This is a genomic window from Streptomyces sp. NPDC048650 (genome assembly GCF_043199095.1).
Classification (GTDB): domain Bacteria; phylum Actinomycetota; class Actinomycetes; order Streptomycetales; family Streptomycetaceae; genus Streptomyces.
Window position 1 is genome coordinate 183,079 of record NZ_JBICVM010000001.1, and the last position, 11,781, is coordinate 194,859.

The 11,781-nt window shown below is 75.1% G+C and carries 13 protein-coding genes; 6 read left to right on the forward strand and 7 right to left on the reverse strand.

Annotated features, from left to right (window positions below):
- Positions 1-20: 20 nt before the first annotated feature.
- Complete coding sequence (locus tag ACGFML_RS00945; protein ID WP_393538569.1) at positions 21-668, reverse strand: TetR/AcrR family transcriptional regulator; 648 nt, start codon at positions 666-668, stop codon at positions 21-23.
- 76 nt (positions 669-744) lie between these two features.
- On the opposite strand from ACGFML_RS00945, the gene ACGFML_RS00950 reads away from it, so the two are divergent.
- Both ACGFML_RS00950 and ACGFML_RS00955 read left to right on the forward strand, forming a co-directional pair.
- The gene (locus ACGFML_RS00950; protein ID WP_393538571.1) at positions 745-972 is read left to right on the forward strand and encodes a hypothetical protein; all 228 of its coding nucleotides are present in this window, start codon (positions 745-747) and stop codon (positions 970-972) included.
- On the forward strand, positions 969-1,148 hold the full coding sequence (locus tag ACGFML_RS00955) for a hypothetical protein (protein WP_393538573.1): 180 nt from the start codon (positions 969-971) through the stop codon (positions 1,146-1,148). Before ACGFML_RS00950 ends, ACGFML_RS00955 begins: the two co-directional genes overlap by 4 nt.
- A gap of 54 nt (positions 1,149-1,202) precedes the next feature.
- On the opposite strand, the gene ACGFML_RS00960 is transcribed toward ACGFML_RS00955, so the two are convergent.
- Positions 1,203-3,719, reverse strand: coding sequence for a helicase-associated domain-containing protein (locus ACGFML_RS00960; protein ID WP_393538574.1), 2,517 nt, complete (start codon positions 3,717-3,719; stop codon positions 1,203-1,205).
- 152 nt (positions 3,720-3,871) lie between these two features.
- On the opposite strand from ACGFML_RS00960, the gene ACGFML_RS00965 reads away from it, so the two are divergent.
- Together ACGFML_RS00965 and ACGFML_RS00970 are read left to right on the forward strand one after the other, a co-directional pair.
- Positions 3,872-4,960, forward strand: a complete 1,089-nt coding sequence (locus tag ACGFML_RS00965) for a hypothetical protein (RefSeq protein WP_393538575.1) — start codon at positions 3,872-3,874, stop codon at positions 4,958-4,960.
- A 107-nt stretch (positions 4,961-5,067) separates the two neighbouring features.
- Positions 5,068-5,718, forward strand: a complete 651-nt coding sequence (locus ACGFML_RS00970) for an HAD family hydrolase (protein ID WP_393538577.1) — start codon at positions 5,068-5,070, stop codon at positions 5,716-5,718.
- On the opposite strand, the gene ACGFML_RS00975 is transcribed toward ACGFML_RS00970, so the two are convergent.
- Positions 5,670-5,933, reverse strand: a complete 264-nt coding sequence (locus ACGFML_RS00975) for a hypothetical protein (protein ID WP_393538579.1) — start codon at positions 5,931-5,933, stop codon at positions 5,670-5,672. The two genes, ACGFML_RS00970 and ACGFML_RS00975, sit on opposite strands and share 49 nt — an antisense overlap.
- Positions 5,934-6,151: 218 nt before the next feature.
- Between ACGFML_RS00975 and ACGFML_RS00980 the strand changes: the two genes are divergently transcribed.
- Entirely contained in the window at positions 6,152-6,535 is a 384-nt protein-coding gene (locus ACGFML_RS00980) for a cold-shock protein (RefSeq protein WP_393538581.1), read from the forward strand.
- Between the two features lie 44 nt (positions 6,536-6,579).
- Here the strand turns inward: ACGFML_RS00980 and ACGFML_RS00985 are convergent, their stop codons facing one another.
- Genes ACGFML_RS00985 through ACGFML_RS01000 form a run of 4 tightly spaced genes read right to left on the reverse strand, consistent with a single transcriptional unit; the run spans position 6,580 to position 10,231 of the window.
- A complete protein-coding gene (locus ACGFML_RS00985; protein WP_393540336.1) occupies positions 6,580-7,479 on the reverse strand; it encodes a 1,4-dihydroxy-6-naphthoate synthase in 900 nt (299 codons plus the stop codon).
- Positions 7,480-7,481: 2 nt separating this feature from the next.
- Positions 7,482-8,216, reverse strand: a complete 735-nt coding sequence (locus ACGFML_RS00990) for a futalosine hydrolase (protein ID WP_393538583.1) — start codon at positions 8,214-8,216, stop codon at positions 7,482-7,484.
- A 50-nt stretch (positions 8,217-8,266) separates the two neighbouring features.
- Positions 8,267-8,779 carry a hypothetical protein gene (locus tag ACGFML_RS00995; protein ID WP_393538586.1) on the reverse strand — a complete coding sequence of 171 codons (513 nt, stop codon included), beginning with the start codon at positions 8,777-8,779 and terminating at the stop codon, positions 8,267-8,269.
- Positions 8,780-8,839: 60 nt separating this feature from the next.
- Positions 8,840-10,231, reverse strand: a complete 1,392-nt coding sequence (locus ACGFML_RS01000; protein WP_393538588.1) for an MFS transporter — start codon at positions 10,229-10,231, stop codon at positions 8,840-8,842.
- Positions 10,232-10,673: 442 nt separating this feature from the next.
- Here ACGFML_RS01000 and ACGFML_RS01005 point away from each other — a divergent pair, with 442 nt between their 5' ends.
- A complete protein-coding gene (locus tag ACGFML_RS01005; RefSeq protein WP_393538590.1) occupies positions 10,674-11,576 on the forward strand; it encodes a DUF3027 domain-containing protein in 903 nt (300 codons plus the stop codon).
- Positions 11,577-11,781 lie beyond the last annotated feature (205 nt).

An 11,781-nucleotide genomic window follows, 5' to 3' on the forward strand; every position in this document is an offset into this window, starting at 1 on the left:
GTGGGCGGTGGCCAGGGGCGTCAGCCCTCCGCACCGGGGTGCCGGGGAGCGGGGGCGGCGAGGTCGGCGAGGTGGGTGCGCAGGGCCTCGGTGGCGGTGTGGGGGGCGACGACGTGCGGGTGCAGTGCGGCGCCGAGACCCAGGCCGTCCAGGAGGGCGGCCAGGCGTTCCGTCTCGACGGAGAGGTCGCGGCCGGCACCCAGGGCGCCGGTTTCGGCCAGGCGCCCCAGGATGCGGCGGAGGAGACTTCGGGTGCCGGTGGCGGCCTGTTCCGCGAGATCGGCGAAGGCGGGGTGGGTGCGGGCGGCGGCGCTGAACTCCAGGAACACGATGACCTCGGCCCGGCGGCTCTCGGTGAGCGGCAGGAGCTCCTCCAGCAGCCCGGCCGCGAGCCGGAACTGTTCCGCGGGGGCGTGGTCGGCGAGCGTGCCGATCTCCTCGACGCGTCGGAGGAGGCGGCCCCCGACCCGGTCGAGCATCGACTGCATCGCGAACCGCATCAGCTCCTGCTGGCCGGCGAAGTAGTGCCGTACCGAGCCGATGTTGAGGGCGGCCTCCTCGGCCACGGCCCGCAGTGAGGCCCGTTGCAGGCCGTCGCGGACGGCGACCCGGAAGAGGGCGTCGACGACCTCGCGGCGGCGGGCGTCCGGGTCCACGTGCTTCGGCATGGACTCTTTGTATCACGGACGTGATAAATTGTTTTGTATCACGGACGTGATAAAAAGGAGCAGGCAAGGAGCAGTCGTGGAGACCTATCTCAATCTCATGCTCGTCAGGTTCGGTCTGATCGCGGGGGGACTTGTGGTGCTGGCCCTGGTGGTCTTCGCCGCCGCCCTGGCCCTCAAGCGGCGCGGCAGGCTCGATCAGGTCCGCCGGTACGCGGATCCCGCGCTGCGGGCGGCGCTGCGGGCCGGCCGCAGGCGGCTGGAGGAGGGCCCCGGCGGACCGGCCCGGCGGGGCGGCCGGCGATGACCGGCACCGAGGCATCGAACCTCGCCATGACCTCGGCCGACCTCGTCCCGCACCTCCTGGCGGATCTCGCGGTCAAGGCCGTCATCGTCCTCGTCGCCGTCGTCCTGCTGGCGCTCGGCATGACGCTGCTCTGGCGCCGGGTGGGCAAGGGCGGCGACCGGCGCGGGGGCGGCTGAGCCGCGCCGGGCGCTCCCGGCGGCCGGCCCGGGACCGAGCGGCGGCCGGCCGCCTCAGACCGCGTCGTCGGCGAGCTCCGCCACTCCCGTGATCCGGTGCAGGGGATAGGTCCGTACCTCGTCCGCCGTGTGGTCGTAGGCCGTGACGAAACCGCCCTCGACGCGGACGGGCGCGATCACGCGCTGGCTGGCGGAGCCTTCGGCGTTGACGTAGCCGATCCACAGGGCGGAGCTGGTGAGGACGGCGGCCTGCATGGTGGCCAGGGTCTCCGCGGAGGTGGTGCGGGGGAGGGCGCCGGCGACCGGAGCGGCGGCGTGGAGGGGCTTGCGTTCGGCGGTGGCGGCCAGGTCGCCGGCGCGGATGGCGCGCACGGCGGCTTCGAGGAGCGTGGCGTCGGGGGCGGGCGGGCCCTCGGGGACGGGGGCGGGGGCGGTCCGCGGCGGGGTGCGGTAGGAGTCGGCGCGGGCGATCAGGACGTCGCCGCTGGCGGACTCGGCGGCGGGGGCGTAGCCCATGGACCGCAGGCCGTCGAGGAGCTGGTCCGGGCTGGTCTGCGCGGCCAGGACGGTCGGGGCCAGGCGGCGCAGCCGGAGGCCGGCCGCGCGGCGGTCGGCGAGGATCTCGGCGAGCAGCGAGTCGTCGTCGCAGCGGACGTACGCGGCGGCCGCCCCGATTCTCAGCTGGCCGTGCCGGCGGGCCACGTCGTCGATGAGGTAGGCGAGCGGCTGGGGCACCGGGGTGCGGGAGTGGGTGGTGAGGAACTCGCGGAGTTCGGCGGCGGAGCGGCCGGCGTCCAGGGCGCGGCGGACCGAGGCGGGGGTGAAGCGGTAGACCGTGGCGCCGCCCTTGGACTCGACGTCGGCCAGTACGTCGAGCACCTCGGCGAGCGGGCGGTTGAGCGGGCCCGGGGCGACGGCGGTCAGGTCCGCCTGGAGGAGGACGTGGTCGAGAGGCTCGGGCAGGAGGGGGGCGAGCAGGGCCGCCGCGCGGGCCGCGGCGGTGTCGGCCTCGGCGGGGGTGGGCGCGTCGTGCGCGGTGGCGAGCAGCTCGCGGGCGTGGCGGGCGAGCGCACCGCGGCCGGTGACGCCGATCAACTCGGCCTCCTGGAGCGCCCATTGGGCGAGCCGGGAGCGGAGGTCGGCCTCGCGCGGGGCGGGCGAACCGGACGGGCCGGGAGTGCCCTCCGGTGCGGCCGCGGCCCGTGCCGGCCCGGCGGCGGCCGCGCCGCCGCGCAGCGGCCGCTCCCAGTGGAGGCGGGAGAGGACCGCCGTCGGGGGCACGGACGTGCCGGGCGGGAGGGTGGCAAGGAGGGCGAGGGCGCGGTGGCGGACCTCGGGGGCCGGGGAGCGGTCCAGATTCGAGCCGAGGGCGGCCAGGGCGCGGCCCTTCGGGTCGGCGGTGCCGACCAGGCCGGCGGTGCGGGTCGCGGACAGCCAGGCGGCCGCGAGCACGGCCCAGCGCTGGGGGTCGGGAAGCTGTAGCCACTCCTCGGCGGCCGGCGTGGCGGCGTACCGCTCGTCGGCCTCGCCGTCGGAGGCGATCAGCCCCGCTCCGTAGGCGAGTTCGAGCCAGAAGGCGGCCAACTGCTCGGTGGTGTCCAGGGCGGTGGCGGTCCGCTTGAGGTCGCGGACGCTCATGCCTCCGGCGCGCAGCACCGACGGTCCGCCCAGGTCCCACTCCTTGAGCAGCTCCTCGACGGTTGCGAGCGCGGTGAAGGCCTGGCCGGCGGCGGCGTTGTCCACAAGCTGTGGATCGCGTTCCGTCACGGGGGAGAGGGACGGCGGCAGGGGCTCGGGGGCGTGGTGGGCGCGCCCGGCCCGCAGGTGCAGGGCCGCCTCCCGGGGCAGGACGACGTTGCGCCCGCCCGCCGGGATCAGCAGGCCCCGGTCGAGCAGCCACTGCAGGTGCACGGCCGGGCGGTCGGTGATGCCGCCGTAGGGAGGGCCCCAGAGCAGCCGGTCGAGGACCGCGACGGACTCCGCGGGGGCGGCGTCGAGGAGGGCCGCCATCCGGACGCGGTCGCTGAAGAGCGCCGTGAGGGCGGCGATCGCGGTGACCGGGTCGTGGGTGGCGGGCAGCCCGGCCGCGGCGATGATCTCCTGCAGCCGCCCCGGTGACATCCCGGCCGCCGCCTCGGCCACGGTCGGGCCCAGGCCGGTGGGCGACGGGTGCGTGGCGCTCGGCGTGAGCAGCTCGCGGGCCGTGCGGACCAGTCGCAGCCGGTCGTCCGGGCCCCACACCAGCGCCTGCGCCCGCAGCGCCGCCAGCGCCCGGGGCAGCTCCGCGGCGACCGCGGTGTCCCCCGCGTCCCCGCCCATCAGCGCGTCGAGCGCCTCGTACGGGCACGGATCCGGCGCCACCGCCAGCGCCTCGGCGGTCTGCAGCGCGAACCGGTCGAGCCGCTCCACGGCGCGCACGACCGAGCCCCGGGTGCCGGCCCTGGTGGCGAGCTGGGTGACATCTCCCGGCACGGGATTGAGCAGGTCGGGCCGGGTCCGCAGCAGACCGACGAGCCCGCTGTCGGTGCGGGTCCGGAGCTCCTCGGCGAGTGTGCGGGGTGTATCGGTCATTCGTCTTACGTTAGCGGGGCCGCGGATCCCAGGGCACCGTTCGGACCCCCCGGCGCCCTGGAGCGCGCACCCGGCGCGTCCGCCCGTATCCCGTGCCGCCTGGGCGGGCGGTACGGTCGGAGCAGCAACCAGCGGACGCCGCAGGGGATTTCGTGGGGATCGAGAGCGATCAGCTCGTCTTTGACTATCTGAGCCGGGTGGGCGACCTGGCCCAACAGCGTGGGCTGCCGGCCGCCACCCGGATGCAGCTGGTGGCCGGGTTGCGGGCGGAGATCGACGCCCGGAAGGCCGACACGGTGCCCGGCGTGAAGCGGGTGCTGTCGCGGCTGGGCACACCGGAAGAGGTGGTGACGGCCGCGCGGAGCGGGGACGCGCCCCCGACGTGGTCCCCGCAGCGCGGCGACGACGGCCGTCGCGGCCTGCTGGGCAAGGTGCCCCCGCCGCGGGAGGCGGCGGGTCCGGCGCGCCCCGGGTTCCTGCGGAAGGCGGCCCGGCCGGCCGCACCGGAGACGGAGACCGCCGCCGCGCCGCCGCATCTGGCGGGCATCGATGAGCTGGGGGAGGCCGACGATCCGCCCGACTGGTGGCGGGTCGAGCCGGCCGGCCCGAGCGGACCGGTCGAGCCGGCCGGTCCGTACGGCGCGGAGGAGCCCCTGCACGGCTTCATCGGCGGGATCGAGATCCCGGAGATCTGGGACCGGCCCGAGGACGAGCAGGACGAGCAGGACGAGCTGGAGGCGGAGCGGGCCGGGAGCGGGTGGGGCCTGAAGCGGCCGCTGCCCCGGACGCTGCGCCGGGCCCTCGGCCGACGGCGCGCCCCGGAGGAGGAGGCGGCGCCGGAGGAGACGCCCGGGGCCGTGGAGCCCGGGGAAGCCGCCGAGGAGGCCGTGGGGTCCTCGTGGGCGTGGCTCAGCCCCGTGCCGGCGCTGGCCGTGGTGCTGCTGCTCGCCGGCGCCGTCGCCGGATCCTGGCTCGCGCTCGGCGCCGGGTGGGGGCTGGCGTACGTGTCGCGGCGGCTGACCCGGGGGGAGGCCAAGTTCGCGGCGCTGGGCATGCCGGGGACGGCGGCCGGCGCGCTGCTGGTGTGGCTGTGGGGGCGTGCCGACGGGCGCTGGGGCGAGCCGATCGCGCAGGCCCGGCTGGGGCAGGAACTGCTCGACGGGCTCCCGGTGGCGGCCCGGATCGCGGCGGGCGCCTCCGCGGTCTTCCTGGTGTGGCGGATGCGGCGACGGCCCCGGTGAGGCGGGCGGCTCCGCCGCGCCCGAGCCGCCCCGCTTTCCGAGCCGCCCCGCCCGGGGGCCGGCGCCCCGCCGTCGTGGCCGCCGGCGCCGCGGGCACAATGGCACCCATGGCTGCGCACTCCCTGACCGTCGGATTCGACCTCGACATGACGCTGATCGACTCCCGCCCCGGTATCAAGGCCACGTACCACGAGCTGACCGCACGGACCGGCACGCACGTCGACGCCGACGAGGCCGTCACGCGGCTGGGGCCGCCGCTGGAGCAGGAGATCAGCCGTTGGTTCCCGCAGGAGCGGGTGGCCGAGATCAGCGACGTCTACCGGGGGCTGTACCCGGATCACGCCATTGTGCCGACGCCCGCGATGCCCGGTGCCCGTGCGGCCATCGCCGCCGTCCGCGCGGCGGGCGGGCGCGCCATCGTCGTCACCGCCAAGTTCGAGCCCAACGCCAAGCTGCACCTGGCGCACCTGGGCATCGAAGCGGACGCCGTCATCGGCTCGCTGTGGGCGGAGGCCAAGGCCGAGGCGCTGCGCGAGCACGGCGCGGGCGTCTACGTCGGCGACCACACCGGGGACGTCCGCGGAGCGCGCACTGCGGGCGCACTGTCGGTCGCCGTCGCCACCGGCCCGTGCGACGCCGAGGAGCTGCGCGCCGCCGGGGCCGAGGTGCTGCTCGACGACCTGACGCAGTTCCCGGCGTGGCTGGATCGCTATGTGGCGGAAGGGGCGGACGGCGCGGGGGCGGCCGCGTCCGTCTGACGCCGCTGCGACCTCGCGGACCGGACCACGCCCACCGCGGCGACGGCGAAGCCGGCGCCCATCAGCATGCACACCCAATAGAAGACGGACGGCAGCGGATCGGTCCCGAGGAACAGTGGCATCACCGTGGCGAGAGTGGCCACTGCGCCAACTAGGAACATGATCGCGCCGATTCGGACCAGCAGATCCCCGGCCTGGGGCGTTTCGTCAGACACCTGACCAGGGTAAGTCCGGGCCAGAAGCACCGAGGATCCCCCCTGCGACGTCTTGTCACCGGGCACCGGACCATTAGCCTTGGTGGTGGCGGGTCCTGTGGCCCGCTGCACTGCTCTCCAGACCCGTTTCTTCCGCAGATTCCGCAGCGGACCGGCCCCGCCCTTTCCCGAGTAATTTTTCCCCGCATGTTCCGACGAGTACGAGGACGAGGACAGACGTGCCTACCGGCAAGGTCAAGTGGTTCAACAGCGAGAAGGGCTTCGGCTTTCTCTCCCGCGACGACGGCGGCGACGTCTTTGTCCATTCGTCGGTACTGCCCGACGGCGTGGATGCACTCAAGCCCGGCCAGCGTGTCGAATTCGGTGTGGTCGCCGGACAGCGCGGCGACCAGGCCCTGACCGTCACGCTCCTCGACCCCGCCCCCTCCGTCGCCGCCGCCCAGCGCCGTAAGCCCGACGAACTCGCGTCGATCGTGCAGGACCTCACCACACTTCTGGAGAACGTCACCCAGCAGCTGGAGCGCGGCCGTTACCCCGAGAAGGTGCACGGCGCGAAGATCGCCGGAATGCTGCGCGCGGTGGCCGACCAGCTGGACGTCTGACGCACCCCGGGGGACGTTCCTGCGAAGGCCCCCACCACTCTCCGCTACGGAGCAGCCACAAAATCGAGCGCAGCGCGGCCGAGGGGCGGCACCAGCCCCTCGGCCGCGGCGCGGGTGAGCAGCCCGCGCACCGCGGCATAGCCGTCCGCGCCGAGGTCGGCGGTGAATTCGTTGACGTACAGCCCGATGTGCTGGTCGGCGACGGCCGGGTCCATCTCCTGGGCGTGCGCCAGGACATACGGCCGTGAGACCTCGGGGTCCTGCCACGCCCGGTGCACGGAGTCGCGGATCGAGGCCGCGAGCGTGCGCAGCGCCTCCTCGCCCAGCGACCGCTTGGCGATGATCGCGCCGAGCGGGATCGGCAGGCCGGTGGTGCTCTCCCAGTGCTCGCCCATGTCGGCCAGGCACGTCAGCCCGTAGTCCTGGTAGGTGAAGCGCGCCTCGTGGATGACCAGGCCCGCGTCCACCCTGCCGTCGCGCACCGCCGGCATGATCTCGTGGAACGGCAGCACCACGATCTCGCCCACGCCGCCCGGCACTTCGGCCGCCGCCCACAGCCGGAACAGCAGATACGCGGTGGAGCGCTCGCTGGGCACCGCGACGGTCCTGCCCTTCAGACCTCCCCCAAGCTCTCGACTCCGCTCGAGCAGGGGGGTACCCCCACCCGTGCCCTGCTCCCTGGTGAGCACCAGGGGCCCGCAACCCCGCCCCAGCGCCCCGCCGCACGGCAGCAGGGCGTACTCCTGAAGAACCCACGGCAGCACCGCGTACGACACCTTGAGCACATCGAACTCACCGCGCTCGGCCATGCCGTTGGTGATGTCGATGTCGGCGAAGGTGACCGCGAGCTCCGGGGCGTCCGGGACCCGGCCGTGCGCCAGCGCGTCGAAGACGAAGGTGTCGTTCGGGCACGGCGAGTACGCGATGTCCAGCGGCCGGGTCACGGTCACGAGGTCCTCCTCGAAGTGGGTGCGAGCGCTGCGGGCAGCGCGCGGAAGGCGTCGGTCAGGGCGGCGAGTGCCTCGCCGATCCGCCAGGCGGCGCGGTCGCGGGGCCCGACGGCATTGGAGACCGTGCGGATCTCCAGCACCGGCACGCCGTGCGCGGCGGCCGCCTCGGCGACGCCGAAGCCCTCCATCGCCTCGGCCAGCACCCCGGGATGACGGGCCGCCAGCTCGGCGCGGCGGGCGGCGGTGCCGGTGGCGGTGGAGACGGTCACCACGGTGCCCGCCAGGCCGCCGGCCGCCGCGGCGACGGCCTTCACCAGCGCGGGATCGGGGTGGTGGACGACGGTCCCGAAGCCGAGCTCGGTGACCGGGGCGAAGCCGTCGGGGGTCTCGGCGCCGAGGTCGGCGGCGACGATCTGCGCCGCGACGACGACCGAGCCCAGCGGCGCATGCGGCGCGAAGCCGCCGCCGATACCGGCCGAGACGACCAGTCCGTACGGCTCGTCGGCGAGCGCGGCGGCGGTCAGCGCGGTGGCCGTACCGGCGGCCGCGCCGGCGGGGCCGACCCCGGCGGCGAGGACATCGACGGCGAGGGCGTCGGGCGCCGCGGCGACGGGCCGCCGCGTGCGGTGCAGGCCGTGGCCGCCGGGCAGCGCCACCACGTCGTGCGGCCCGAGCGCGGCACACACCGCGTCGCGCTCGGCGGCCACCGCCGTGACGACCAGGACGCGCATCAGACGCTCCGCACGGTGCGGGGTGGGCGACCGGTGCCGGTCAGCGCCGTTCAGTCCTTCTGCTTCAGCGTGAAGTGGAAGATGGACGCGGGGAGCTGGCCGCCGTCCTTGGGATACTCGGCGACCTGGAGGGTGACCTCGTCGACGTTCATGGTCTGCCGGGTCTGGGGGTCCTGCTTCACGAACAGCTGGCTGCTGTCGAGCGTGCGGTAGGTCTGGTGGGTCTTCGACACGCCCTGGCCGCTGTCGCCCGCGAAGGCCAGCCAGCCGCGCTCGGCGATGTCCGGCTCGACGCCGATGCGGACCTTCTCGCCGGGGCTCACGGTGATCGTCTTGCCGCCCTGCTTGGAGATGCAGGCCGTGAACTTCACCTTGTCGAGCGCCTTGCCGCCACCGTCGCAACCGGGTGTGGCCTCGGCGGACACCGTCGAGGAGCCGGCCGTCACGGTCGCGAGCTCGGTCGGCTTCTCACAGGCGGAGAGGGTGACGAGACCCAGGGACACGGCACCAATGGCGGCAGCGGCACGGCGGCCCTTGCCCCGGGAGATCAACGCAGCGGTCATACGCGCAGGCTATCGGGCGCTCCGGCCCGCGCCACGCGCGGGTGCGGCGTGCCGCGCGGGTCAGGCCACACGGGCACGCGAGGCGCCGCCGTGCCGGGCCGCGCCGAGCAGTCCCCGTGCGGACAACAGCACCCCGACGGCCACCAGGGCGGCGGCCACCGCCATGCCCACCATGCCGATCAGCGGCAGCGAGATGCCGATGGCGCCGCCGACCACCCAGGACATCTGCAGCGCCGTCTCCGACCGGGCGAACGCCGACGTCCGCACCGCCTCGGGCACATCGCGCTGGATCATCGCGTCCAGCGACAGCTTCGCCAGCGCCTGACACAGGCCCGCGGTGGCCGCCGCGGCGGTCACGACGACGATCGCGATCACGTTGTAGAAGACCGCCGCGAGGACGGTCGCGCCCAGCGCCAGGCCCAGCATCGCCGCGATGATCGCTTCCGGCCCGCGCGCCTTCAGCCAGGCACCGACCGCGGTACCCAGCGCGTTCCCCGTACCGGCCGCGACCGCCACCAGCCCCAGCGACGTCGCCGGGCCCAGCCCGCCGAGCGGATGCTCGCGCAGTATGAACGCCAGGAAGAACGTCAGAAAGCCGGAGAGCGCCCGCAGGCAGGCGTTGGCCTGGAGGCCGTGCAGCACCGACGGCCCGACGGTGCGCAGCCCCGGCTTCGGCGGCCTGGCGTCCCCCGAGGCCGCCGCCGCGTCCCGGGACGCCAGCCGGGCGCGACCCTCGCCCTTGGCCGAGTCGACCTTGTGCGGCAGCGTGAACGACAGGAACGTACCGGCCGCAAACACCACGAACGCCCCGTACAGCGGCCAGCTCGACCCGATCAGATGCAGCCCGGCACCGGCCGGCGCCGCCACGCCGGTCGCCAGCAGCCCGGCCAGCGTCACCCGCGAATTGGCCTTGACCAGCGAGATCCGCGGGGGCAGCAGCCTCGGTACCACCGCGCTGCGCACCACGCCGTACGCCTTCGACGCCACCAGTACGCCCAGCGCCGCCGGGTACAGCTCCAGCCCGCCGGTCGCCACGGCCCCCGACATGGTCAGCGCCAGCAGCGCCCGCGCCAGCATCGCGCCCGCCATCGCCGCCCGGCGGCCGTGCGGCACCCGGTCGAGCAGCGGCCCGATCACCGGCGCGAGCAGCGCGAACGGCGCCATCGTGACCGCGAGATACAGCGCCACCCGGCCGCGTGCCTGATCCGTGGGCACCGAGAAGAACACCGTCGAGGCCAGCGCGATCGTGATCATCATGTCGCCGGCGGAGTTCACCGCATGCAGCTCGATCAGCTTGCTCAGGCCCGACTCGCCCGCGCCGTGCGCACGGGTCGCGCGGCGCAGGCCGCGAGCCGCGCCGGTGAACGGTGCGCGCAGCACACGGCCGGCCGCCCGGCCCGCCCGGCGGGCCCGGTTGCCTGAGTCCCCGCCTCTGCTCGATGCCCGCGACACCTGTGAAGACGTCCGCGATGTCCTGCGGAACGACTTCCGCGATGTCTTCGGCACCCTCGGCCTAGCGGCAGCCACCCGGCCATAGTGCCCCAACTCGCCCAGCCGACGGCACTTTCTCCGCCTCGCCGCGCGGGCCGCGACGGCCGTCAGGGGCCGCCGCTCACTTTTGCCGCTCCCACCGAGGGGTCGTACACCGTTGAAGGGGTAGCGTGTGTAGCGCGCCACCGGCGGTCGTTTTTGGCCGCGTGCCTCGTTGCTATCCCTCAGAATGGGACGTAAGAGGTGCGCTCGACCGAAACCGATCGGGCGCGGACGTCGACGCGGTCCCCTGGTCCGCTCCGCCCGCCCCGGCCCCGCCGGTCGTCCGGACAGACAGGACAGCCTTGGCTGGCGCACTCGTGAGACGGCGTGGAAGAGAGAATCGATTCTTGTGAGTGCTGCGATGCGAAGCCGTACCCCTGACCGCCTGTGCGCCGAGGCAATCGACCTCGCGCGGGCGGCGGCGGAGGAGACCGCGCTTCCCGGCATGGTCGGCGAGCACATCGATGCCGTCGCCGACGGAGACCGCGTCGTCACCCATCTCTTCGCCTGCAACGAAGTCGGGTACCGGGGCTGGCGCTGGGCCGTGACGGTCGCCAGGGCCTCCCGCGCCAAGATCGTCACCCTCGACGAGTCGGTCCTCCTGCCCGGCCCCGACGCGCTGCTGGCCCCCGAGTGGGTCCCCTGGAGCGAGCGGCTGCGCCCCGGCGACATGGGCCCCGGCGACCTGCTGCCCACCGACGCCGACGACCTGCGCCTGGAGCCCGGCTACACCGGCGAGGACAGCCCACCGCCGAACTCCGCGGTCGCCGAGGGCATGGCCGCCGACGTCGCCGACTCCGAGGAGGCGGACGTCGTCCCCGGCTCGCCCGCCGTCCAGCCCCTCCCGGCACGCGGCGGCATCGCCGACATCGCCGAAGAGCTCGGCCTGCGCCGCGCCCGCGTCCTGTCCCGCTACGGCCTGCACGCCGCCGCCGACCGCTGGGAAGAGGCGTACGGCGCCAAGACCCCGATGGCCCAGGCGGCCCCCGCCAGCTGCATGACCTGCGGCTTCCTCACCCCGCTCCCCGGCTCGCTGCGCCAGGCCTTCGGCGTCTGCGCCAACGAGTTCTCCCCGGCGGACGGCCGGGTCGTCTCCCTCTCCTACGGCTGCGGCGCCCACTCCGAGGCCGCCGTGATGCCGGCACCGCCGCGGCCGGCCATGCCGGTCGTCGACGAGACCATCATCGACCCGCTGTCCCTGCGGCCCGAGCCGGGCGGCTCCGTCTCCGAGGCCGGCCCCGGCGAGGAGCTGGGCCACAGCTAGCCGGCCGACGGCCCCCGCGTCGCCCGTGCGGCGCCACAGGAGCCCACCCGGTACGTCCTCCCCGCCCAGCGCTCCCGCCCGCATGCCGGCCGCCGGCTGCGGCCGGGGTGCGGTGTGCGGCACCGTCCCCTGGCCCGGCACACGGGCCGGCGGGCAACCCCGAAGGCTTTCCCCGCCTCCCGCCGATGCCAGGGGGCGGAACAAC